Source organism: Chryseobacterium sp. GTID13 (assembly GCF_056172655.1).
In genome coordinates this window covers 1664120-1688008 of sequence record NZ_JAOCMB010000005.1, presented here as the reverse complement: position 1 = coordinate 1688008, position 23889 = coordinate 1664120, and the positions used below count along the sequence as shown (strand labels likewise).

Below are 23889 nucleotides of genomic sequence, written 5' to 3'. Positions count from 1 at the left end.
ATGATTTTACTGCAAAATATATCCTTTGGGTTTCCGGGAGGAAATCTCCTTTTCCATTCGGTCAATTTAAGTTTACAACCCCATACAAAATCTGCATTAGCCGGTAGCAACGGTATTGGGAAATCTACACTACTGAAAATCATGGCTCAGGAAATTCAACCCTCAGAAGGGACTGTTACTATTAAAGGTGATCTGTACTTTGTTCCACAGATGTTCGGGAACTTTAATCATTTTACTGTAGCAGAATGTCTTGCCATCGACCAAAAACTGAATGCTCTTCAAAAGATCACAAATGGTGAAGTGGATGAAGTATATTTTGATATTTTAAATGATGACTGGGACATAGAGGAACGTTGCCGCAATGCGCTGAATTACTGGAAACTTGAAGATCTGGAACTGGACCAGAAACTGGAAACCCTCAGCGGGGGCAGAAAACAAAAGTTTTTCTGGCAGGGATTCAGATCAATCAGCCGGATATAATCATAATGGATGAGCCTACGAATCATCTTGATCTGGAAGGCAGGAAACTGCTGTATGATTTTATTGAAAAAACCAATTCAACAGTTGTCGTTGTGAGCCACGACAGACGGTTACTGAATCTTGTTGACACCCTATTTGAATTAAGCAATCAGGGAATCTCTGCCTATGGCGGAAATTATGATTTTTATACTGAACAGAAAGAAGTAGAGCAGGAGGCATTGTACAATGATATTCATGCCAAGGAAAGAGCTTTGAAGAAAGCAAAAGAAAAAGAAAGGGAAACGATAGAACGAAAGCAAAAGCTGGATGCAAGAGGAAAGCAGAAACAGGAAAAATCCGGCGTTGCAAGAATTATGATGAATACCCTAAAGAATAATGCAGAGAAAAATACTTCCAGGTTGAAAGATATTCATGCTGAAAAAATAAGCGGTATTTCAGGAGATCTGCGGGAGCTGCGTTCTTCGTTGAAAAATGCTGATCAGATGAAAGCCAGTTTTAATGATTCCAATTTACATTTTGGGAAAATCCTGATCAATGCGGAAGGTATTAATTTCAAATATAAGGATGAAAATCTTTGGAGTGAAAATATAAGTATTGAGATCAGGAGCGGAGACCGAATTTCTGTCAAAGGCTCCAATGGTTCAGGAAAAACAACGCTTATCAATCTGCTATTGGGAAATATAAATCCATCCGAAGGAAAAATAACGAGGTCAGAGTTTAATACAATATATGTAGACCAGGAATATTCCCTGATTAATCATGAAATCAGTGTTTATCATTTTGTTCAGCAGTTTAATGACGGTGCAATGCCGGAATCCGAAGTGAAAACCTTATTGTCCAGATTTTTGTTTGGTAAGGATACCTGGGACAAAAAGTGTGGAATGTTGAGCGGAGGAGAACGTCTGAGGCTTTTGCTGTGTGGACTTTCCATCAGCAGTAAAGCACCTGATATGATTATTCTGGATGAACCGACAAATAATCTGGATCTGCAGAATGTGGAGATTCTGACAACTTCAATTAAAGAGTATAAAGGAACACTGCTGGTGATTTCACATGATAAAACCTTTGTGAAGGAGGTTGGAGTGGAAAGAGAGATTATTTTAAGTCAATGATGAAAACACTATTTATTGAGATTTAAATTTTTCTGATATAAAAATGTATTGATCTTCATTCCATATAAAATTTAGACTTTTAATTTAAAAATAGTTGGATTTATATGGAATGAAGTTTTGTATATTATTTTGTCTTAATGTCTGGCAGTTTCTAATTGCCAACAGTTTCTATTAGTTTTGAAGACTCGTTTTTCAGAGCATTGAAAAATTTCTCCATATTTTCTTCATACCCTCTTTCACTTATGGCGAAAAGCATAACTCCCTTAGTTTTATTGTTTGTAATAAGTTTATATCTGTATACATTTCTTTCGGCAATTAATATTTCCTTTCCATCTTGTGAATTTTCGCTGACAAGAAAGTCCAAAATATATTCATCATTATTTTCATATATTTTGTAATTGACAATCGGATTTGTCTGTTTCATATTTTCATGCTCATTGACTTTTTGATCAATTATATCTTTAAGATTGAAATCTCCTTCTACAAATTCAATTAAAGCTAATGTATTGTATTTTTCAATTTTCTCATTAGAGCTCAGATATTCCTGCTTATAATAATTTTCATTTGGATGGGAACTCCATACTAAATTATAGATTTTATTATCAAGCTTGATTGGGCCGGGAATATTTAAATAGTCAACAGTCTTATTTTGAGCATTTAAAAATAATGTTAAGAGTAAGAATAACGTTGAAAGAATTTTTAATTTTTTATTCATTTTGTTAGTGTTTTTATTATGTTTATCGTGGTCAAATATAAAATAATTTTATGCTGAATGTGGATAAATTAAAGAGTTTACTTTAAAAATGATTCAATAGATTAAAAGTATTTGACATGAAGTTTTAAATCTGAAATTATAATGTCTCATCTAAAGCGACTGTTTTTGAGATCCATCGGAGTATATCATTCAAAACTTCTTCCCTGATGGCTTCGTTGAGAATTTCGTGGCGCATTTCGGGATAGATGTTAGTGTTTACATCTTTGAATCCGTCCTGCTTCAAAAGATTAACAGTTTGGATGACGCCTTTGCTGAAATCCCCGATAGGATCATTCTGACCACTGATGAAAAGGAAAGGGAAGGATTTTGGAATAGAAACGGCCCAGCTTCTTGCCGTAGCTTTTTTGTAAATACTGAACAGCGCATAAAAAGCATTATTGGTAAACGGGACACCACAAAGCTCATCTTCGGTGAAAGCTTTCCTGTTGGCTGGGTTTACACTGAGCCAGCTTGTATCGCTGAAATCTTTATCTTTTCTGAAACGCTTGTTATTAACAATATTAAAAAGCGTATTGAGATAAGTTGGATGATGAGGCGTTATTTTGTTGGCTAATGAAAGATAGCCTTTTATAAGACTGATGCCAGCCAGAGGACCACCGGTTCCAACAATTACCGCTCCGGCAAATTTGCCACTGGATTTTTGAAGAAGGCAGCGGGTAACAAACGATCCCATGGAATGTCCAAGAACAAAATGAGGCATATCCGGATAGTGTTGGTGAAGATATTCACTCATCGCTTCTGCATCCGAAATCAGTTTTTCATCGGGTTGATCCAGCTGGAAAAATCCGATGTCTTTTTTATCTTTTACGGATTTACCATGTCCCACGTGATCATACGTGAGTACGGCGAGCCCGTGGTTTGCAAAATAAGTGGCGATCTCTGAATATCTTCCGCTGTGTTCCTGCATGCCATGGATGATGAGTAAAGTGGCTTTTACGGGAACTTCAGCAGGAATGAAAAAGGTGTGGAAAAGCTTTGTTTCGCTGGGTCCGGGAGAGAAGTAAGATGATTTTTGTGATGTCATGGCGGTTTGTCTTTATGATTTCAGAAGACAACTCTAAATATACGGAATTAATAACTCCACTTAAATATTATTATAGGTTCTATTCATCTAATCTGGTTGAAATATCCATTTGCTGATGAAGAATTCTGATGATTTCAATTTCATCATCTTTCCCATTGATTTTGTAGAATATAAAATGTGACTTTACCCTTGAACGGAAATATCCTTTTCTGATTTTGTTATAATCTTTTCCTGATTCCGGGTTGTTAGTCAGATATTCAATTTCGTTCATAATTAAATTAAAATAATGGTCTGCCTGTTTTAATGACCAGTTTTCAAAAGTATACAGCCAGATTTTTTCTAAATCATTTAATGCTTCATTACTTATTCTGTACTTCATTATTTGACAGAATGTTTTTGATGAAGATTTTTTAGAAAATCTTTGCGGTCGAAACTCTCAGCAAAGCCAGATTTTTCTCCTTTTTTTAATTCATTGATTAATTCATTCTTCTTAGATTCTTCATATTCGAACAGCCTTAAGGCGTTTCTTATTACTTCACTTGCGGAAGAATATTTACCGGATTTTATTTGTTCACTGATGAAATTATCGAAGTAATCTCCCAATAAGATGGATGTATTTTTTGCCATTGTATTTTAATTTAATTCAAATATACCAATTTTTGGTATAATTTTAAAACGATAATAAATAAAATGAAAGCAGTTATATTCAAAAAAAGCTATCAATGGAACTATATATATTCCCTCAACCACATGATTTCCACCCACCCCAAAAATAAAATCCCCTCATAATTTGCCCAGCCTATTTTTAAAAAGTAATTTTGCATGAATCTAAAATAAAAGTAAAATATGTCAACTTACGTAGTTGTAGGTCTTCAGTATGGAGATGAAGGTAAAGGGAAAATCACGGATGTTTTATCGGCTAAATCGGACTATGTTGTTCGTTTCCAGGGAGGGGACAACGCAGGTCATACGGTTTATGTAGGCGAAGAGAAATTCGTTTTGCACCTTCTTCCTTCCGGTGTACTGCAGTGCAAAGGGAAGTGTATCATTGCGAACGGAGTAGTGGTAAATCCTAAATCTTTCATTAAGGAGGTGAATCAGATCGAAAGCAAAGGCTTGAAAACTGATCACATTTTCATCAGCAGAAGAGCGCATGTCATCATGCCTTACCACATTCTTCTGGATACTTACCGTGAAGAGGAACACGGCGGAACACAGATCGGAACAACGAAAAAAGGGATCGGACCTTGCTATGAAGATAAAATTGCAAGAGTGGGGATCAGAATGATCGACCTTCTGAATCCTGAAATCCTGAGAGACAAAATCGAGAAAAACTTAAAAATCAAGAATTCTCTTTTTGAAAAATATTACGGAAAACCAACCCTGGACGTTGAAGAAATTTACAACGAATATTTAGAAATCGGAAGACAGCTTCAGGACAGAATCGTGGATACGGAACTGGAATTAAACGAAGCAATCAGAGACGGTAAAAATGTTTTATTCGAAGGAGCACAGGCTTTGATGCTTGATATCGACTTCGGAACTTACCCTTACGTAACTTCATCTTCTCCGTCTACAGGAGGAGTTTGTTCAGGAGCAGGAGTTCCTCCAACTTCACTTCAAAATCTTATTGGAGTTGCAAAAGCATACTGCACAAGAGTTGGAAACGGTCCTTTCCCATCCGAATTAGATAATGAATTGGGAGAAAAGATCAGACAGATCGGTGGAGAATTCGGTGCCACTACAGGAAGACCAAGAAGAACGGGTTGGTTGGACCTTGTTTCTTTGAAGCACGCTTGTATGATCAACGGGATCAATAACCTTGTCATTACGAAATTAGACGTTCTTACAGGAATTGAAAACCTGAAAGTGGTTACACATTATAAGACCGAAGACGGAAAAATCATCGATTATTTCACTTCTTCAACCGAGAAATTGTATAACTACGAGCCAATTTACCAGGATTTACCGGGTTGGAACGAAGATATTACAAAAGCAAGAAGTTATGACGAACTTCCTGATACCGCTCAAAAATATATCGAGTTTATTGAGAAGTATTTAGGAATCAACGTATACCTGGTTTCTGTAGGACCTGAAAGAAGTCAGAACATTATCAGAAAAGAATTATTCTAATTGTAGAATGACCATAATACAAAAGAGACCATCCGCAGGGTGGTCTCTTTTATTTTAATCAAGAAAGAATGCCTGATCTGAAAATCATTGATCAGTCAATCTTTACATTTCAATCTTCAGTTACTACTGCATCACGTTCTCCGTCCTCTTCCTTTCCTTCCTGTATCATTTCTTCTGCTTCAGCTTTCTCTTCCGCTGTTGCGCCCTCAACCTGTTCTTCCTGCCCTTCATTATGATGATCAATAAAGAACTCACAATAAACCGGGAGATGATCCGATCCGAAATTCTCAAGGGTTTTCAGTTCTTTGATAAAAATATCTTCACTGTGGAACATCAGGTCGATAGGAAATCTCAGCAGGCGGTATTTCGCATGAAAAGTAGATACAAAAGAACGCCCGATTCTCGGATCAATCAAATGACTCGTTTTTCTAAATAAGATAGATGATTTAGACCATGCCACATTATTAAAATCCCCCACAACAATAACAGGCTCATGGATATCTTTAACCCTTTTGGCTGCACTGAGAAGATCACCGTCTCTTTCCTTGGAAGTTTCCTCTTCAGTAGGACTCGGCGGAGGCGGATGCACCCCGAAAAATACAAATGAAAATCCATCCTCAGTATTCAAATGAGCCTCTATGCTCGGAATATCATCTGCCACAAAATAATGGGTTTTTGCACTTTTAATCTCAATTTTAGAATAGAAATGCATTCCATAGGTATTTTCAAGTGTTTCCTTATGCTGGAACGGATATTCTTTTTCAAGAACCCTCATTGCCTGTTCCCATTCGCCATTGCTTTCCATGGTCAGAAACATTTCGGGACTGTATTTTTCTATCAGCTTGATAAATCTGTCATATTCCTTATTAAACTGATAAACATTGGCTGAAATAAAATGCAGTTTCTGAGAAGACTTGTGCTGCTGCCTGTGTTTTTTTACAGGATAAAGAGGCGTATATTTTACAAGAGTTACCCCGTGATGCACAAATAACAGGAGCAAAAGACCTTGCGAATACAGGAAATTCTGAGGATTCTCAATCAGAAAACCCAAAATAAATGTAAAAAAGACGATATAAAAAATCTGGATCTTACCAAATTCCGGAACCCTGAATATCCAATGGGAACTCTGAATTTTAGGCAGTATCGTAAACACCACCATCAGCGCAATTAAAAACAAATAGATTCCCCACATAGTATTAAATAAACGGATAAAAATAATCTATTTTTAAACAATTCAAAACAATTCACTTTTTAAACTTGCTAATTTTAACAATTCATAATATTTTTCCTACTTTTATGGTATCCGATTAATGACAACTCATATGAATAAACTTGTTGCAATCACTTTGGTTTTTGGTGCCTTATGCTTCGGACAGCAGAATCAGGAGATAGAAAAACCGATCCGTAATCTATTTTCAGGAATGAAAAATGCCGATCCTGAGCTGGTGAAATCTGCTTTTGCAGAAGGGGCAATTCTCCAGACCATCACTAAAGACGGAACTGTAAAAAATGAAAATATACAGGAATTTATAGCCTCAGTTACCAAATTTTCAAAAGATGACCTGGATGAAAGGATTACTGTTGATGCCATTCATACCGATGGTGGGCTGGCCAGTGTTTTTACACCGTATTCATTCTTTTTTAAAGGCAAATTTTCCCATTGCGGAGCAAACAGCTTTCAATTGATCAGGCAGCAGAATGAATGGAAAATTCAATACATTATCGATACCAGAAGAAAAGAAAACTGTAAAGAAATAAAATAGCAGGAGATTTGATATATCTCAAATGCAGTCGAAAGAAAAAAATATATTCTAAAATGAAGATTCACCACATTGCCGTCATATGCTCGGATTATGAAGTTTCAAAGAAATTCTATACTGAAGTTCTGGGTTTAAATATCATCCGTGAGGTTTACCGTAAAGAAAGACAGTCGTACAAACTTGATCTTGCTATCGGAGATCATTATGTAATTGAGCTGTTTTCATTTCCTGATCCTCCGCCAAGACCGTCCCGACCCGAATCATGCGGTTTAAGACATTTGGCTTTTTCCGTAGAGGATGTAAAGGATAAGAGAGAGGAATTGGTAAGAAAAGGTCTTGTCTGCGAAGATATCCGTATAGACGAATATACCGGAAAAGAATTTTTCTTTACCCAGGATCCGGATCAGCTTCCGCTGGAATTTTATGAAATGTAAAATTAGTGAGCGTAACCCGTAAAGAAACTGATGGCCATAATAGCCAGAACAATGGAAGAAATGACTACATAAACGTAGTCTTTTTCTTTTAAATACCCGATCAGCGCAAAAATAATCCTTACGAGAGGAGTGAAGATCAGCAGTAGGATTCCAAGCTGGATAATAGCCATACCTTCTCCTTTGCATAAAGAATTCCAGAACATTCCCCATACTTTTTCGGAAGAGGAACCCATGTCCAGGGAAGTATATTTCTCTGGCATTTTAAAGCCTTCAGTGAAAAGCTTGATAAAACCGATCAATGATGTGGCTACAGATAAAATAACCCCCAGTCTCAGAAGATTTCCTACCGAACGGTTCAGATCCACATCTGTAAAATTCTTTCTCATTATCTGAAGCTTTTATTGATACCGTTATACATCATATATACTGCCAGGATAGTGATCACAATAGCAAAGAACACCTTTAATTTCTTCGTTTTGGATACCATCAGGGTTTTTGAACCGATAAAGCTTCCCACTACCACACCAATAAGTACCGGAGCTACAATCACCGGAATGATCTCTCCTCTCTGGAAGTAGATCAGGGCACTGGCTACAGCAGTTACACCAATCATAAAGTTACTCGTTGTCGTAGAAACCTTAAACGGAAGTTTCATCATATTATCCATTGCCAGAACTTTAAGTGCTCCGGAACCGATTCCTAAAAGCCCGGACATAGCACCGGCAAAGAGCATCATCAGAAATCCAGGAACGGTATTTCTTGCAGAATAGCTTTTCACCACCCCTTTATCCGGAAAAGTTCCGTACAGTTTTAGTTTTTCTTCAAGGCTTCCTTTTATTAATGGCTCCTGGTGATCAGGTTTTCCTTTAAGATTTAAAACAACCGTCAATAAAAGGATACTGGCGAAAATAATTCCGATGGTGTTGGGATTAAGCATTCCTGAAACCAATGCTCCGATAATCGCTCCTGCGGTAGTCCCGATTTCCAGGAACATCCCTATCCGCATATTGGTAAAACCTTCTTTTACGAAAGCTACAGCAGCTCCCGAAGAAGTACCGATTACGGAAATTAAAGAAGCACCAATGGCATAATGCATCGGAACGCCGAAACCCAGCGTCAATAAAGGGATAATAATAACTCCTCCTCCCAAACCTGTAAGTGAACCCAAAAGACCGGCGGAAACTGCGCCGAGAAACAGAATGATGATTTCTGACATGCTACAAATATAAAACTATTGTGGTAGTCTGCCAAACGTTTAAAAAAGATAAATTTGACGTATTTTTGCAGATATGAAAAGTGAAATGAAATTATTTTATATTATTCTCGGTGCAACGCCCAAGGGAAGGAATATCGAGCAGCATGACGTTTTTTTCGGGATCGCTGAAAATCTTAAAGATCTTGTTCCCGATATGAAGGATTTCTGGAAAGAAGCAGAAGGAAAAATCCACATAGACTGTTATCAGGAAGTGAAATTTGCAGATGGATATGAAGTGACTATTGTTGAGAAAACAGGTCAGGCGTCAGACAACCAGTTGTATTTCCTTAATTTGGGAGGATACAAGAAAGGTTTTTTCGAAGAGTTTCATGAGCAGCACCTGATGGTGGGAAAATCGATGGGAGAGATCGTGAAAAGAGCAAAGGCAACGGAATTTTATGCAACGATGGGGTTTGAAGGTGCGGTAAGCCATATTGATGATAAACATGGTGTTGATATTGACGATATTTTCAACGTTAATGATATCCTTCCTGAAAAAATGAAAGAAAAATATTCCATCGTCCTGACAAAATCCGAAGCGGAGAATCAGGAAAACCCGATGGGACTTGGATATTTAAAGATTGATAAAATTCAGTAAATCTCCGTAAATAAAATCTAATAGAAAAAATAAAAGTAAGAATGAAAATAGGAATTTTAGGAGGCGGACAGCTCGGAAGAATGCTGATACAAAGCGCACTGAAATATGACGATCAGTTTTATACACTGGACCCGGCTTCTGATGCACCGTGCAGTAATATCTCACATTTTACACAGGGAAATTTTAATGATTATGAAACGGTGTTGAATTTCGGAAAAGATAAAGAGGTGGTAACCATTGAAATAGAGCATGTAAATGCAGATGCTTTGGCTGAACTTGAAAATCAGGGCATAAAAGTGGTTCCGAATTCTAAAATTATCAAAACAATTCAGCAAAAAATTCTTCAGAAGCAATTTTATAAAGCCCACGACATTCCAAGCCCGGAATTTGAAGTGATGGACGGAAATTCTGACGAAATTAAAATGCCGCTACCCTTCGTACAGAAAATGAGTACGGGAGGATACGACGGAAAAGGAGTTCAGGTGATTCGTACGGCAGACGACATGAAAAATCTTTGGGTACAGGATTCTGTGATTGAAAAACTGGTAGATATCGACAAAGAACTTTCTGTAATTGTTGCCAGAAATGAAAACGGAGAAACAAAAACTTTTCCGGTAACGGAAATGGTAGCCGACCCGAAGCTGAATTTGCTGGATTTCAATATCTGTCCTGTTTTCTTAACCAAAGAAATTGAAGAACAGATTGATTCCATCACAGAAAAATTCTTAAATGCAATTAATTCTCCGGGCCTTTTCGCCATCGAGTTATTCCTCGATAAAAACGGAAAAGTATGGGTCAATGAAGCGGCTCCGAGACTGCACAATTCCGGTCACCAGAGCCAGGAAGGTAATGCCAATTCCCAGTTTGAACAGATGTACCGCGTAGTGAAAAATTTACCTTTAGCTGATACTGACCCTATTGGATACAGCGGAATGCTGAACCTTGTAGGAGCGGAAGGATATGCAGGAAAAGTAATCTATGAAGGAATGGATGAGGTCCTTAAATTACCAAAAACATACGTTCATCTTTACGGAAAAACCGAAACCAAGTCTGGAAGAAAAATGGGACATATCAATGTTCTGGCAGATTCCAGGGAAGAGTTGATGGAAAAGCTGGTGATGATAAAAGAAATGGTAAAGGTTATTTCAAAATAAATAAATCTTATAATACTTGAAAAGACTGCTTGATAAAGCAGTCTTTTTATTATTAAATGTTATCTAGAATATTTCCAAGTTGCGAATAGTCATTATCTGAACCAAAATTTTTTGTATTGGCATCTGTTCCAATCATACGATATTGATGACAGTCAAAACATATTTTAGCTATTCCTGTAACTTTACCGTTCTTTTTAAAAACCAGAATATCCCTGAAAACTGGAACACAAGCGGCAACAACCATTTCTTCTTCTGGTTTCTCAACAAATATTTTATTGATGTTCTCAAATTTAGAAGGATTGATTTGTCTTCAAATAACCAATTTTATCCATATAATTCAGAAAATCAAGATCATTAATATTTTCTGGCGTTTCACCAGATATTAACTGATATTTAAGTTTATCAACTTTTGATTTACTCTGATTTTGATCTAACTCTGTAATTTCATCTTTTCTGGTCTCAATTTGATAATAATCTATCTCATTATAATCAAAAAATTTTTTACCATATTTAATTTCAGACATTACTGATTGTTCTATTTTTGGATCTGAAGTTATATTTTGTTTTTGATCTTTACAGTTGATGAATAATAAAATAATTACTGGAAATAATTTTTTCATGAATTAAATATAGAAATATTTTTAGACTACTTAAAAATCTTCTGAATCACGTTTCCAATTTCCACAAAATCATCATGATTACCTACAGAGCGTATTTCCGGGCTGTTTTCGTCAAACTCTGAAAATGGAAAGATCAGCAAATAATTATTGTCATTTAAGTATTTGTTCAATAATTCAGGAATAAGCCTCATTCTCGGAATATAAGATTTCATACCGCGTTTCGCCATCAGAACAATCAAAGCTTCATCTTCCTTCAGTTTTGCAGCGGTTTTTTCACCGTCCTGCCAGGTGCTCATAATGATAAATTCTGCTTCTATATTTGCTTTCTTTACGATCTTCTGGAGAATGTCCAGAATGTTTTCAGGAGCATAGAAAACCACACTGGCTCCGGAATTTCTTGCAATATTCCATACTCTTAGCAAGGCATGAAAGAATCCGGCCTCTTTATGAGCGTTTTCCGGAATCATGACGGCATATTTTTTTATGGTGGAAAGCGGCTGTGCTGCATGGTAAACCAGTACGTTCACATCATCATTCTGAAGATACCCGCTGTAAAGATTGTATACAAAAGAAGGGAGAAGCCTTTCTCATCTTCCAGACCGATGATTAGATCGGTAATATTCTGTTCCTTAATTACATTTTTCACTCCATTGATGACATCATTATCATATCTTTTAAGAGCCTGCATTTTAACGTCAGCCGCCGCAGCTGCATCTGCTGCCTGATGAAGAAGTTTTTCAGCATTCTTTACGGAAGATTCATTTTTATCTTCATTAATGACGTTTAAAGCAAATAAATTTTCAGTATTTGAATGGGCTTTGATCAGGATTCCAAGGTTTACCATTCTTTCCACGGTTTCTTCGTGGTTGATGGCTAACAATATATTTTCCTCTTCATGGGTGTTGCCCGAAACCGTATCTTCATTATCGCTTTCTGCAATCTTTTGAGCACTGGCCATAGAGATGAATGAAGAAATCGTACAGGAAATAAGGATCAGAAGAATGCTTCCGTTCAGTACGTGTTCATTCAATAGTCTTACCGGTTCGCCGGTTTCAGTTTCTGAAAGAATAATATTGTATCCTACCATTACTGAGGCTAATGTAGCTGCTGCAGACGCCGAACTTAGTCCGAAAATAAGTTTTCCTTCTTCTTTGGACAATCTGAAGGTCTTTTGTGTCATTACCGCTGAAAGATATTTCCCTCCGATAGAGGCAACAAGCATAATTCCTGCAACTTCCAGGGTTTCCCAGCTTTTAAAGAAAACTTTGAAATCAATAAGCATTCCCACGCTGATCAGGAAAAAAGGGATGAATATGGCATTTCCTACAAATTCTACCCTGTTCATGAGCGACGAGGTATGAGGAATAAGCCTGTTTAAAGCCAATCCTGCAAAGAATGCCCCGATAATAGCTTCCACACCTGCTAATTCTGCAAGCATCGCGGCTAGATAGATCATCACAAGGACAAAAATATATTGTGAAATCTTATCATCCACTTTTTTGAAGAACCAGCGTCCTATAATCGGAAATACTATCAGAACAATTAAAGCGAAAACAATAAATGAAACGGAGAGTTTAACCCAGAATTCCGTACCTACATCACCTTGTGACATTCCCACGATTACCGCAAGTACCAAAAGGGCCATAATATCTGTGATCATCGTTCCGCCTACCGTAATATTGACCGCTTTGTTCTTGGCGATTCCCAGTTTGCTGACCAGCGGATAGGCAATCAGGGTATGGGATGAAAAAAGACTGGCAAAAAGGATGGAGGTAAGCATTGAGAATCCCAGGAGATAATATCCGCCCAGATAACCTAATACAAAAGGGACGGCAAAGGTATAAATTCCGAAGGTGAGGCTTTTCCATTTGTTCTTTTTAAAATCGCCCATATCAATTTCTAAACCTGCCAGAAACATGATGTAAAGGAGGCCGGTAGTTCCCGTTACCACAATACTGCTGTCCCTTGCCAGCACATTAAACCCGTTAGGCCCGATTACTGCTCCGGCAATGATAAGCCCCAGCAGATGCGGAACTTTGATTTTATTCAAAAGCAGGGGAGCGGCAAGGATGATAACCAGTACCAACAGGAATTTTAAGACCGGATCTTCTATAGGAAAACTCAGATTATGTATACTCAGTAAAATCATAGGTGTTTTTTTATTTTGTGGAACGTACTAATTCGACGGAAAACTTGGCGGTACAGCCGTTATCAGTTGTAATGGTTCTTGTTCCTTTCAATTTGGTGTCGGAAATATCATTCAGCAGAACATTCATCTCTACTTTTTTCTGGGAAGTGGAATCTGTTTTGAAATTAAGTCTGATCTCATTATTTTCAAATTTGCCGGAATAGAGCCTTACCAGATTATTGTTATTGATGATTTTTGTAGATAAATGAATAGAATCACTGTCGAATTCCCAGATATCCGTACGCTGATCGCCTACCACATAATCACTGCAGTTGGATTCTGTACAGATTACTTTTCCTGTCCAGGGACCGGAGATTTCTTCTGGCCACAGGACTATCTTAACAGAATCTTTTTTAGAGAAGATGCTGTCTCTCATTTTTAAAAGAGACTGATATTCGGATTCTTTTTTTGCAAATAGTTTTTCTTTTTCCAGTAATTGCTTTTCTCTTTCTATGAGGCTTTTTTCTTTTTCTTTATAATCACAGCTAATTAATAGAAAAGAACCAGCAAAAAGTATAAAAAATGTGTTTTTCAGCATATTGTCGATGTTGGTGTAAACAATATAGGGAAAAATAAGGAAAATATGAAATTTACCTGTGTGGGAGATGTAAATGGGGAAATTTTTATTGATTGGATTGTGTTGTAAACCACCCCGTCAAAAATTCTTTGAATTTTCGCCACCCCTCCGGAGGAGGGGAATATGGAAGTGGGTATCATTGTTTTTTTGTTTCAGCAGAAACCTGTTTGTTTTCTTATAGAGTCTTCTGTCTTCTGAACATTTCGGGTTTGTAATTGATAATGAAAACACCGCATATGATCATCACTGCTGCCAGGATAAATTTGAGGGAAATTTTTTCGTCCATAATAAGCCATCCCAGAAATATAGCAATGATCGTATTCACATAAGCAAGGATAGAAACCTGTACGGGGGAAATTTTGGTTAAGGCATAGTGGAAAGCAAAAAAAGCGGCAACGGAACCAAATACGGCCAGATAAAGCATTGCTGAAATACTTTTAAAGCTCCAGTTTTCGAAATTATAATTCTCTGAAAAAAAGAAGGCAAACATAATCTGTACTAGTCCTGCAAACAGGAACTGATAAAACAGGTTCAGGGTAATATTGCCACTCTGGATATTGAGTTTTTTTGTAAAAATAGTTCCCGAGGCCCAACCGGCAATCGCGCAGAAAAGGAAGATCATTCCAGTTCTGTATTGTGGATTCGCCAGGTCCTGTATTCCGTCCCAGAAGATCAACAGGATTCCGCTGAAACATAAAAGAACACCTGCAAGAGCTCGCAAACTGAATTTCTGAAGACCAACAGCCACACTTCCCAAAAATACAACGATCGGGGAGCATGCACTGATTAATGAAGCGAGGCTGCTGGATACGGTTTCTTCCGCAACAGTTGTCATTCCATTCGCTACCACAAGCATAAGGGACGCAAAAATAACCTGATATCTAAAGTTTTTCCAGCCTATCCATTTAAATTCTTTTTTGAAAGAAGGATGGTAAGCATAATCATGGCTGCCAGAAACTGACGTATCCCGGCTACAAACCATGCGGGAATTGTTTCTACAGCAACACGGATCGCCAGAAATGTAGTTCCCCAAACAAGAGCCACCGTGAGAACGGCAAAAATGAATTTATAATCTTTCAAGGTGAATCAGGTATAACGGACAAATATACCTGTTATGAAATAAAGCGAATGGGTACAGTTGTTGTATTTTTTGGAGGTACAGAAGAACTGATAAAGTATAAAATAAAAAAGAGTACATTCAAAATGTACTCTCTTTGTTTTTTAAGGTTCGAATCCTCCGCATGTATCAAAAGGAACACATGTCCACTTGCCGTTTCTAAAACAAAGTTGGAATTTACAGGGCTCCATACCTCCTAAAACCTTTTTTAATTCTTCTTTTTTAAGCTTTTTTAAATTTTTCATTACAAGTAATTTTATGTTGTTGGTAAAACAAATATTGGAAAAAAATGATAATGACGAATCAAAATTAACACAGTTTAACTTCTTTATCTAATTGTATAAAGTGAAATATTTTTCATCATTTCTTGTCTGAAAGGGCAGCAATAAATGCATAATAAAAGGTTATATTTTTTTATCTTTGACCATCTAATAAAAATTGAAGATGGTAGGAATTATTATGGGCAGCCAAAGCGATCTGCCAATCATGGAACAGGCTGCAAATTTTCTGAAAAGCCTTGATATTCCATACGAACTGACAGTAGTTTCGGCACACAGAACTCCTGAAAGAATGTTTGATTATGCGAAAACAGCAAAGGATAGGGGTCTTAAAGTAATTATAGCAGGAGCAGGAGGAGCTGCACACCTTCCGGGAATGGTCGCCAGTTGCACAACATTACCCGTGATCGGAGTTCCTATTCTATCGAGTAATTCTATTGACGGATGGGATTCTGTATTGTCTATCCTTCAGATGCCGGGTGGAATTCCTGTGGCAACAGTAGCCTTAAACGGAGCTTTGAATGCGGGAATATTAGCCGTGAAAATCTTAGGAAGTGCAGATGAAGTGATTGCTGAAAACCTTCAGAAATACCAGGACTCTTTAAAAGATAAAGTATTGGGAACGGTGGATGATATTAAAGCAAAGCATCCTAACCAGTATGATAAATAGGGGCAATTGTGAATAGTCAACTGTGAATTTTTTAAGTCACGTGGGTTACTATTATTTGGTCAACAGAAATGAAATATAAAAACGCTCCGGATTTGGAGCGTTTTATTTTATTCCTGGATCATATTGTCTCTGGTATTTTTCTGAACGGAAATGGCACCGAAGAGAGCAAGGAGAAACGCAAATGCATAAAATCCTTTTTCACTCGGAAGGATGGTGGCATTCCAAAGTCCTACAGCCAGCAGCACAATGGAAGACAGGGTAGCAAACCAGCATATTCCGTAATAAATATCTGTTACCGGAATGTTTTCTAACCGGTCACGAACTGCTTTCTGCAAAGAAACTACGGCAAACAGACCATACAGCAGTATGGTAAAATAGTATCCTTTTTCATTTAGCTGCATTTCTGCTCTGGCAAGACCTACGATAAAACCTATCATTCCTGCTCCTAATGCTATCCAGGATGCGGCTACGAATGCATTCGAGACTTTTTGTTTTTTCATTGATTATGATGTTTTTGTTTAAGGGGCTAAATATATTCATTTTTTAAAGAATTAGCCGCAATACAGTGAAAAATATGGGTAAAATACGGAGAATTGCCGATGTGTGATTGCCGTCTTAGCCCCGATAGGAGCGGTTACCCCGCAGCAGAACGGCTGGGGTTGGGCGCGAGGAGTAAGAGCGGATAGCGGGAAACAGCTCCTTAAAAAAGAACTGATTAGTAAAGAAATATTTTTTGACGCAAAGGGTTTTATGAAAGACAGCTCTTATTTTGAGAAAGCAAAGAGTAAGGCTACGCCGTGATTAAGCAACTGAAATAGAGCGTCCGCTTAACTGAATCAACTTGTTGATTCCTTCTTTGCTTCCTCAAATTTACAACATAATATTGGTCCTTTGCGTTAAAAAATAGCAGAAAAAATAAAAGACTTTCCAGAAACCTGAAAAGCCTTTTATTATATTAAGATTAAAAAATATTAGTATCTGTAGTATTCAGGCTTAAATGGCCCTTTTACATCTACACCAATATATTCAGCCTGTTCCGGAGAAAGAGTTTCCAGTTCAACGCTTAATTTTTTAAGGTGTAAAGCAGCTACTTTCTCATCTAAATGCTTAGGAAGCATATACACTTCATTTTTGTAAGCAGCAGAGTTGTTCCAAAGCTCAATCTGAGCCAAAGTCTGGTTAGAGAAAGAGTTCGACATTACGAAACTTGGGTGTCCTGTTGCACATCCTAAGTTAACAAGTCTACCTTCTGCAAGGATAATTACTTCTTTACCTTCGATCGTATAGATATCTACCTGAGGCTTCACTTCAGATTTTGTAGAACCGTAGTTTTTGTTTAACCAAGCCATATCGATTTCATTATCGAAGTGACCAATGTTACAAACGATTGCCTTGTCTTTCATTTTAAGGAAATGCTCTCCTCTTACAATGTTGAAGTTCCCTGTAGTAGTGATGATGATATCAGCATTGTCTACCACTGTATCCAGTCTCTTTACTTCGTAACCGTCCATTGCAGCCTGAAGCGCACAGATTGGATCGATTTCAGTAACGGTAACAATAGAACCTGCTCCTCTGAAAGATGCAGCAGTACCTTTACCAACGTCTCCGTATCCGCAAACTACCACTCTTTTTCCGGCAAGCATAACGTCTGTAGCTCTTCTTACAGCATCTACTGCAGATTCTTTACATCCGTATTTGTTGTCGAATTTAGATTTAGTTACTGAGTCATTTACGTTGATGGCAGGCATTACCAGAGTTCCGTTCTTCATTCTTTCGTACAGTCTGTGTACTCCTGTAGTGGTTTCTTCGGAAAGCCCTTTGATATCTTTTGTGAATTCAGGGTATTTATCAAACACCATGTTTGTTAAATCTCCACCGTCATCCAAAATCATGTTCAACGGCTTTCTGTCTTCACCGAAGAATAAAGTCTGCTCAATACACCAGTCAAACTCTTCTTCGTTCAGACCTTTCCAGGCATAAACAGGAATTCCGGCAGCAGCAATAGCAGCAGCAGCATGGTCCTGAGTAGAGAAAATATTACAAGAAGACCAAGTAACTTCAGCTCCTAAAGCCACCAAAGTCTCGATAAGCACAGCAGTTTGGATCGTCATGTGAAGACATCCTGCGATTCTTGCTCCTTTCAGAGGTTGGGATGGTCCGTATTCTTCACGGATAGACATCAAACCTGGCATTTCTGCTTCGGCAAGGGTAATTTCTTTTCTTCCCCATTCTGCTAGGGAGATGTCCTTCACTTTGTAAGGAACGTATTGTGTTGTAGTACTCATATGTAATGAATAAATTTAAATTCAGTTGATAACGAAATGCAAAATTACAATTAATAATTAAGATAAAAAAACGGCGGATCAAGTTCAAATGATGAGATTAAACAGTTATTAATATTATTTAGTCTTAATATAAATAACTATGTTTGTTCGGATAAAATTTTATATTATGAACCATACCCATACTCAGGAAGAAATTAACAGAAAAGCAAAGCCGGTAACTCCAAAAGTAAAAGAACTGATAGAACGTACCGGAAGTGTGATTTTGGCTACGGTAGATCCGGAAGGAAACCCTAATTCCAGCTATGCCCCTTTTGTACAGATAGAAAATACACTCTATATTTTGGTTTCTTTTATGGCAAAACACACGAAAAATCTTGCTGACGGAAGAAAAGCTTCAGTGATGTTCATCGAGGATGAATCGGCTACCAAACAGATTTATGCCCGTGAAAGATTAACCCTTGAAACAATACCTTCACAAATAGAAAGAGATTCGGAAACCTGGAATACAGTTGTTGACAAACTAAAGAAAACTCACGGAAAAGTCGTTGATGTTATTGCTGAAATGGGGGATTTTATCCTAATTGCTTTGCAGCCGGTAAAAGGTTCTTATGTAAATGGCTTCGGAAGCGCCTATTTTGTAAATGAGAATCTTGAGATCCTTGAGCATAGAAATGATGTGAATCATCAGTCGAAATAAAAAGAAGGAAGAAGGGAGACGGATGCGGGAAGATGGAAGTTTATAAAGATTAAGCTAAGGAACTTCTGTTTTTTTGATAAAAAATTCTATTAATTAAAGTCTAAGGTTGTTTTGTAGGCTGTAGGGAATTTCCATCTTCTGCATCCGTCTCCAATCCCTTTCAACTTCCACATCTTTTCACTACTTTTATCGAATAAAAAAACGATGCCCCTTTACCGAGATTTTTCAGATGATAATGCCACAATCCTCGTATGGAAATATGATGACAGCGAAGAACTTGATATCCACGAGCTCCTGGAACCTGAAAATGCCGAAAAGGTAAAAGATTATCATCCTAAAAAACTTCTGGAAGTATTAATGGTGCGTAAACTTTTAAAAGGTTTAAAGCCGCATTCAAAAATTTTATACAAAGAAAGGGAACCGTTCCTGGCTCCTCAAGATGCAGAGATTTCCATTACCCATTCATTTCCTTTTGCTGCGATTGCCATTTCCAAAAATAAAATAGGGATTGATATCGAAAAATTCAATCCTAAGATTTTAAGGGTTATCGATAAATTTACCTACGAAAATGAAAGAGGTTTCATTCCTGAAAATAATTCTGTGACGTTTTATACTATTATCTGGAGTGTAAAGGAAAGTATGTATAAGATTCATCACTCGAAATACTGGTCTCTGAAGAAAAACTATGAAGTAAAGCCTTTTGAGCTTAAGCACCTTCATAAAATAAGCTGCAGGGTTTATGATGAGCAGTTTTCAGACGAGTTCAAAGCGAGAGTGGAATTTTTTGATGATTACTGCTTTACGATTGTGGAGGAGTAGGATCGGTTTCGTTTTTGTATTTTTCGATGACTTTTCTCTGTTCTTTAGCCACATCATAGATCAGCTCCAGAATATCATGGATGTTTTTAAGTTCCGTTAAATGTGAAATTTTATCCGGATCTCTTCGGTCAACAACATCGTTTTCCTCTATTTCCGTTTTTCTTTTCAAAATCATGTCTTCAATGGAAGAATCTTCCGGTTCGAGACGGCTTTCCATTTTTAACGCTTCATTGATCTCATTCCCGTTCAGCAAAACAGAGGTCTGCTGCATTTCTGCTTCTATCTTTCTGCTCCAGCTTTCAGCATCTATCTCAGGATATTTTTCATTGTTTTTAGAATACTGGGATAAAGATGCGGTGTAGGCTGTAATCAGATGCGAAGTGGCAACAAACTGATGTACCACTTCCAGTTTTTTCTGCTGATTTTTAGGCTCAGAGATCATTCTCTGGAAGTTATCAGAGAGGTTGGCCAGGGAAATGATGGCATTTTTCCGCTTTACCTTATAATCTTCAATATCAAAATTTCCATCTAAGAATTTGGAGATCACACTTTCAAAATAGATCAGGTTATCTGCCGCAGATTTCTTCATCAGATCCAGATTCTGAGTATGCTCCCACACCGGAAGAACAATATAAGACACGGCAAAAGCAATCACACCGGCAATGAAGGTATCAAGAATTCTGTCTTTAAAGATCACATTTACATTTCCGGGATTTAAAAAATTAAAACTCAGGAATACGTAAATCGTCATGAACAGGACCGCCCAAAAGTAACGGCCTTTCAGAAAACTGAAACACATAATCATGCTCAAGAGCAAAATAGAAAATAATAGCCCCTTGATATCAATAAAATGTAAAATCGCATAGGCAATAACAGCTCCCGCAATGGTTCCGTAAAGCCGGAGAAGGTTCCGCTTTTTGGTAATAGAGTAGGCGGGCTTCAATATGGCGGTAATGGTAATAAGTATCCAGTACGTATGGCCAAGTCCCAGGAAATCGAACATCGAGAAAAGATATCCTACCAGCAGGGCTGTGGTAATCCTTATCGCGTGCCTGAAATGGGATGATGAAAGCGATATATTATTCCTTAAAACCTTAAAATTCAGCTTCTCCTCATTAGGCATGAACTTTTTTAAATCTAGCCCTGTGGAAAGACTTTTTGCCAGCTTTATATTCTGTGAAAATACTTTATAGATCTCGTTGATCTCCTTGGTGATTTCATTAATTCGCATCAGGATCTGGCGCAGGATCATGAAGTTTTCCAGATTATCAGGAGTCAGCTGTTTGTTGCGGAGTTCAAAATAATGATAGTTGAGGTTTTTCAGTTCAAGCTCCAGATCGGCCATAGGTTTTGCTCTCGTTCCTATCTGAAGCGAAATCCCGATATTGGTAATTTCATCAGCAAGCAGGTTGAGGTAATCATGGATGTTGACAAGGATCATACTGTCTTCAAAGCTCTGCTGCAGCTTCTGGTAATCACTTTCCGAAGTCATCAGCTTTTCATGAAGGTCCATGGAATTCAGGAACATCAGCATTAAAAGACGGCTGGTTGTTGTAGATTCGTTAACAATGGTTCTGGTCTTGAAAACGGTTTCCCTAGTTTCTTCCTGAAGGTTTTTAATTCCGACCTGCTTGGCAATAACCTGGATGGTCAGCCTGTCGAAGTCCGGATTTTTCTGATAATAATTGGCTTTTATTTTTAAAAATTCAGCAAGCTGAAGGTAATTTTCACCAATCATCTGGCTGGCAAGTTTGTAGGGCTGAATGGTAGTAACTACCAGGAAAATCAGAAGGAACCAGGTACAACCGGATGCAAAAATGAGCAGGCTCTTAAAAATATTACTTCCGGTGAGATGTCCGTCGATAAAAATAGCCAGCACGACAAGAGATAATGATCCCACAGCGGCAAGCCTCTGCCCATAAACACCAATGAGGGAGAAAAACATTCCGAATATTATGATTTCCAGAATGACCAGCACTTTAAAGTTCATGACGAGACTGGCAATAAGCGCTACAAAAACAAAACAGAAAATAGCAAATGTAAGTGCGTTTCTTCTTCTGATAAAAGGGCCGGGCTGGTCACAAAGCGCCACAAAGCTGGTTCCCAAAGGAAAAAGAAAATATTCTTTAAGGATCCCGAAATGGGCGAGGACTAAACAGGGCAGAACGGTTGCCAGCGTAATTCTGATCGCAGAATATACATATTGGCTGGTAACGAATTTTTTGAGTTCTGCTGAATAGTTCATCCTACAAAATTAATTATTGAAAATAAGAAAAGCCTTATAAAAATAGGACTTTTGCAAACTTATATATTATATTTCTGTAATCAATTGTTAATGGGTAATTGAAACGAATGGGGTAATACAAATTTAATGCTGAAATTGGAATGTTTGCCGTTTGAAAAGTGAATTGTGAATCTTGCTTCGCAAGTGAGTGGTGAATTTAGGAGATTAGGTTTACATTAAAATTGATATGATGGATTGTACTATTTGTTTGTTAAGGTGAATAGTGAATTTTGCTTCGCAAGTGAATAGTCAATCTGGAAGAACATAAGCGGTTTATAACTGAAATAAAATTATTGATTATTGTCCATTGATCATTCACAATGTAATTTCTATTTTACAGATTCACTGCGAAGCAAACTGACAGCGTAGCTCATTCACTATTGACATAAAAAAAGCCTCATCAAATGAGGCTTTTTTTATATTGTATAATATTCTTAATAATCTACATTGGATGTTTCATCACCAATGTTCCAGGTAAGACCGAAACGAAGGGTGTTATCCAAAGCAGTATTTACTTTTGACATATTGATCAGATAAGAAATATCAAGTCCGAAAGAACGGTATTTTAATCCGATACCTGCTGTAGCGAACTGTCTTGCTCCCTGCTCTTCACTTTCGTGGAAGTAACCTGTTCTTACTGCAAACGCATTGTCATAAGAATATTCCAAAGCACCGCTGTACATGATACTGTTCTTGTTTTTGAAAGATTTTCCGATTCCGGCCATTACACCTACGTTAGGAATTTCATATCTCGGCTGTCTTGTATTAGGGTCTATTCCTACATACTCGGATCCCGGAACCAGGATTTTTGAACCTTCTACACTAAGACCGATTTTGTTCAAATCATCCAGATACATATCATATCCAATACCTAATCTGGCCATTGTAGGAAGATAAGATCTTGATTCTTCATTTCCGGTATAGTCTAGTTTAGGACCTAAGTTCTGAACAGCAAAACCGGCATTTACTTTACCGTCATATCCTCCGAAACTTGAGAATTTTGGAGAGGTATAGTATCCTGAAACGTCTACTGCAAAACTGTTGGCAGCTTTAAGGGTGGTGTCTGTATTGAAACCTCCGGCTAAATCTGAACGGATGAATCTACCGGTAACGGCCATGGAGTACGAATCGGAAAGTTTCAGACCGTAGGCAACGTCGATGGAGAATTCATTAGGTTTTGAGGTACCCATAGAAGTTACTTCTGAACCTACCAATTGGGTTAGGTCTACTTCACCCATATTGAAATAATAGATACTTGCAGAAATTGTAGATCTTTCTTCCTGTCCTAAAAATTTATGGAATGCACCATATAGTAAAAATACATCATTGGTAAGTTTTCCCATATAAGGCGTGTAGTTAAGACCAATGGAAGAACTTGTTCTGCTAAAAGGATATTTTGCCGCATTCCAGAATTGTGAAAATGCATCCGGTGATGTTACCACCCCTTGGTCTCCCATACCTCCAGATCTTGCATCTGGCGCAATTCTCAGGAAAGGAGCCCCGGTTAATACTGGATTTATTTTACTTAAATCTTGCGAATAGCCTAAAAAACCAGCACTTAAACCAAATCCCAAAAGCAGTTTAGTAGTTAAATTCATATGTTGTCTTTTATATATTATCAGTTTTTTA

General features: G+C 37.5%; 28 protein-coding genes and 1 pseudogene. 11 read left to right on the top strand and 18 right to left on the bottom strand.

Annotated elements, in window-relative coordinates:
- Window positions 1-480 (top strand): ATP-binding cassette domain-containing protein, encoded by a 480-nt coding sequence (locus tag N4G44_RS14350; protein WP_474927878.1) that lies wholly within the window; start codon window positions 1-3, stop codon window positions 478-480.
- 5 nt (window positions 481-485) lie between these two features.
- Window positions 486-1592 (top strand): ATP-binding cassette domain-containing protein, encoded by a 1107-nt coding sequence (locus N4G44_RS14345; protein WP_474927877.1) that lies wholly within the window; start codon window positions 486-488, stop codon window positions 1590-1592.
- 151 nt (window positions 1593-1743) lie between these two features.
- Here the strand turns inward: N4G44_RS14345 and N4G44_RS14340 are convergent, their stop codons facing one another.
- The 4 genes from N4G44_RS14340 to N4G44_RS14325 all read right to left on the bottom strand — a co-directional run bounded on the left by N4G44_RS14340 (window position 1744) and on the right by N4G44_RS14325 (window position 4018).
- The gene (locus N4G44_RS14340) at window positions 1744-2307 is read right to left on the bottom strand and encodes a hypothetical protein (protein ID WP_474927876.1); all 564 of its coding nucleotides are present in this window, start codon (window positions 2305-2307) and stop codon (window positions 1744-1746) included.
- 136 nt (window positions 2308-2443) lie between these two features.
- On the bottom strand, window positions 2444-3391 hold the full coding sequence (locus N4G44_RS14335) for an alpha/beta fold hydrolase (RefSeq protein ID WP_474927875.1): 948 nt from the start codon (window positions 3389-3391) through the stop codon (window positions 2444-2446).
- Between the two features lie 79 nt (window positions 3392-3470).
- Window positions 3471-3770: a type II toxin-antitoxin system RelE/ParE family toxin gene (locus N4G44_RS14330; protein WP_474927874.1), complete on the bottom strand. Its 300-nt coding sequence runs from the start codon at window positions 3768-3770 to the stop codon at window positions 3471-3473.
- Window positions 3770-4018, bottom strand: a complete 249-nt coding sequence (locus N4G44_RS14325) for a type II toxin-antitoxin system ParD family antitoxin (RefSeq protein ID WP_474927872.1) — start codon at window positions 4016-4018, stop codon at window positions 3770-3772. Before N4G44_RS14325 ends, N4G44_RS14330 begins: the two co-directional genes overlap by 1 nt.
- Before the next feature lie 219 nt (window positions 4019-4237).
- Between N4G44_RS14325 and N4G44_RS14320 the strand changes: the two genes are divergently transcribed.
- Window positions 4238-5524 (top strand): adenylosuccinate synthase, encoded by a 1287-nt coding sequence (locus N4G44_RS14320; RefSeq protein WP_474927871.1) that lies wholly within the window; start codon window positions 4238-4240, stop codon window positions 5522-5524.
- Window positions 5525-5633: 109 nt separating this feature from the next.
- Here N4G44_RS14320 and N4G44_RS14315 read toward each other — a convergent pair whose 3' ends face one another.
- Window positions 5634-6716, bottom strand: a complete 1083-nt coding sequence (locus tag N4G44_RS14315; protein ID WP_474927870.1) for an endonuclease/exonuclease/phosphatase family protein — start codon at window positions 6714-6716, stop codon at window positions 5634-5636.
- 130 nt (window positions 6717-6846) lie between these two features.
- On the opposite strand from N4G44_RS14315, the gene N4G44_RS14310 reads away from it, so the two are divergent.
- Both N4G44_RS14310 and gloA2 read left to right on the top strand, forming a co-directional pair.
- Window positions 6847-7287 (top strand): nuclear transport factor 2 family protein, encoded by a 441-nt coding sequence (locus N4G44_RS14310; RefSeq protein WP_474927868.1) that lies wholly within the window; start codon window positions 6847-6849, stop codon window positions 7285-7287.
- A 53-nt stretch (window positions 7288-7340) separates the two neighbouring features.
- On the top strand, window positions 7341-7718 hold the full coding sequence (gloA2, locus tag N4G44_RS14305; protein WP_474927866.1) for an SMU1112c/YaeR family gloxylase I-like metalloprotein: 378 nt from the start codon (window positions 7341-7343) through the stop codon (window positions 7716-7718).
- 2 nt (window positions 7719-7720) lie between these two features.
- Here the strand turns inward: gloA2 and N4G44_RS14300 are convergent, their stop codons facing one another.
- Together N4G44_RS14300 and N4G44_RS14295 are read right to left on the bottom strand one after the other, a co-directional pair.
- Window positions 7721-8104, bottom strand: a complete 384-nt coding sequence (locus N4G44_RS14300) for a DUF1634 domain-containing protein (RefSeq protein ID WP_474927864.1) — start codon at window positions 8102-8104, stop codon at window positions 7721-7723.
- Window positions 8104-8934, bottom strand: a complete 831-nt coding sequence (locus N4G44_RS14295; protein ID WP_040998788.1) for a sulfite exporter TauE/SafE family protein — start codon at window positions 8932-8934, stop codon at window positions 8104-8106. Before N4G44_RS14295 ends, N4G44_RS14300 begins: the two co-directional genes overlap by 1 nt.
- A gap of 85 nt (window positions 8935-9019) precedes the next feature.
- On the opposite strand from N4G44_RS14295, the gene N4G44_RS14290 reads away from it, so the two are divergent.
- Together N4G44_RS14290 and N4G44_RS14285 are read left to right on the top strand one after the other, a co-directional pair.
- Complete coding sequence (locus N4G44_RS14290; protein ID WP_474927862.1) at window positions 9020-9571, top strand: DUF1543 domain-containing protein; 552 nt, start codon at window positions 9020-9022, stop codon at window positions 9569-9571.
- Window positions 9572-9612: 41 nt separating this feature from the next.
- A complete protein-coding gene (locus N4G44_RS14285; RefSeq protein ID WP_474927859.1) occupies window positions 9613-10725 on the top strand; it encodes a 5-(carboxyamino)imidazole ribonucleotide synthase in 1113 nt (370 codons plus the stop codon).
- Window positions 10726-10777: 52 nt separating this feature from the next.
- Here N4G44_RS14285 and N4G44_RS14280 read toward each other — a convergent pair whose 3' ends face one another.
- The 7 genes and pseudogenes from N4G44_RS14280 to N4G44_RS14250 form a co-directional block, all read right to left on the bottom strand.
- Window positions 10778-10969, bottom strand: coding sequence for a hypothetical protein (locus N4G44_RS14280; RefSeq protein WP_474927857.1), 192 nt, complete (start codon window positions 10967-10969; stop codon window positions 10778-10780).
- Window positions 10970-11015: 46 nt separating this feature from the next.
- Complete coding sequence (locus tag N4G44_RS14275; protein WP_474927855.1) at window positions 11016-11345, bottom strand: hypothetical protein; 330 nt, start codon at window positions 11343-11345, stop codon at window positions 11016-11018.
- Between the two features lie 26 nt (window positions 11346-11371).
- Window positions 11372-11872 (bottom strand): hypothetical protein, encoded by a 501-nt coding sequence (locus N4G44_RS14270; protein WP_474927853.1) that lies wholly within the window; start codon window positions 11870-11872, stop codon window positions 11372-11374.
- Window positions 11869-13494: a cation:proton antiporter gene (locus N4G44_RS14265; RefSeq protein ID WP_474927851.1), complete on the bottom strand. Its 1626-nt coding sequence runs from the start codon at window positions 13492-13494 to the stop codon at window positions 11869-11871. The genes N4G44_RS14270 and N4G44_RS14265 overlap by 4 nt, the downstream gene beginning before the upstream one ends.
- Before the next feature lie 10 nt (window positions 13495-13504).
- Window positions 13505-14071 (bottom strand): hypothetical protein, encoded by a 567-nt coding sequence (locus tag N4G44_RS14260; protein ID WP_474927849.1) that lies wholly within the window; start codon window positions 14069-14071, stop codon window positions 13505-13507.
- Window positions 14072-14285: 214 nt separating this feature from the next.
- Window positions 14286-15190 (bottom strand): annotated as a pseudogene (locus N4G44_RS14255) (DMT family transporter).
- Window positions 15191-15331: 141 nt separating this feature from the next.
- Window positions 15332-15472 carry a bacteriocin-like protein gene (locus N4G44_RS14250; protein ID WP_155859177.1) on the bottom strand — a complete coding sequence of 47 codons (141 nt, stop codon included), beginning with the start codon at window positions 15470-15472 and terminating at the stop codon, window positions 15332-15334.
- A 199-nt stretch (window positions 15473-15671) separates the two neighbouring features.
- Here N4G44_RS14250 and purE point away from each other — a divergent pair, with 199 nt between their 5' ends.
- Window positions 15672-16175 (top strand): 5-(carboxyamino)imidazole ribonucleotide mutase, encoded by a 504-nt coding sequence (gene purE / locus N4G44_RS14245; RefSeq protein ID WP_474927847.1) that lies wholly within the window; start codon window positions 15672-15674, stop codon window positions 16173-16175.
- Window positions 16176-16282: 107 nt separating this feature from the next.
- On the opposite strand, the gene yiaA is transcribed toward purE, so the two are convergent.
- Window positions 16283-16675 carry an inner membrane protein YiaA gene (yiaA, locus tag N4G44_RS14240; protein WP_474927846.1) on the bottom strand — a complete coding sequence of 131 codons (393 nt, stop codon included), beginning with the start codon at window positions 16673-16675 and terminating at the stop codon, window positions 16283-16285.
- Between the two features lie 103 nt (window positions 16676-16778).
- On the opposite strand from yiaA, the gene N4G44_RS14235 reads away from it, so the two are divergent.
- Window positions 16779-16976, top strand: a complete 198-nt coding sequence (locus tag N4G44_RS14235; RefSeq protein WP_474927844.1) for a hypothetical protein — start codon at window positions 16779-16781, stop codon at window positions 16974-16976.
- Between the two features lie 170 nt (window positions 16977-17146).
- On the opposite strand, the gene ahcY is transcribed toward N4G44_RS14235, so the two are convergent.
- On the bottom strand, window positions 17147-18460 hold the full coding sequence (ahcY, locus tag N4G44_RS14230) for an adenosylhomocysteinase (RefSeq protein ID WP_474927843.1): 1314 nt from the start codon (window positions 18458-18460) through the stop codon (window positions 17147-17149).
- Window positions 18461-18626: 166 nt separating this feature from the next.
- Here ahcY and N4G44_RS14225 point away from each other — a divergent pair, with 166 nt between their 5' ends.
- Both N4G44_RS14225 and N4G44_RS14220 read left to right on the top strand, forming a co-directional pair.
- On the top strand, window positions 18627-19157 hold the full coding sequence (locus N4G44_RS14225; protein ID WP_474927841.1) for a HugZ family pyridoxamine 5'-phosphate oxidase: 531 nt from the start codon (window positions 18627-18629) through the stop codon (window positions 19155-19157).
- A gap of 204 nt (window positions 19158-19361) precedes the next feature.
- On the top strand, window positions 19362-19976 hold the full coding sequence (locus N4G44_RS14220) for a 4'-phosphopantetheinyl transferase superfamily protein (protein WP_474927839.1): 615 nt from the start codon (window positions 19362-19364) through the stop codon (window positions 19974-19976).
- On the opposite strand, the gene N4G44_RS14215 is transcribed toward N4G44_RS14220, so the two are convergent.
- Together N4G44_RS14215 and porV are read right to left on the bottom strand one after the other, a co-directional pair.
- Complete coding sequence (locus N4G44_RS14215; protein ID WP_474927837.1) at window positions 19957-22221, bottom strand: FUSC family protein; 2265 nt, start codon at window positions 22219-22221, stop codon at window positions 19957-19959. The two genes, N4G44_RS14220 and N4G44_RS14215, sit on opposite strands and share 20 nt — an antisense overlap.
- A gap of 473 nt (window positions 22222-22694) precedes the next feature.
- Window positions 22695-23858: a type IX secretion system outer membrane channel protein PorV gene (gene porV / locus N4G44_RS14210; RefSeq protein WP_474927835.1), complete on the bottom strand. Its 1164-nt coding sequence runs from the start codon at window positions 23856-23858 to the stop codon at window positions 22695-22697.
- Window positions 23859-23889 lie beyond the last annotated feature (31 nt).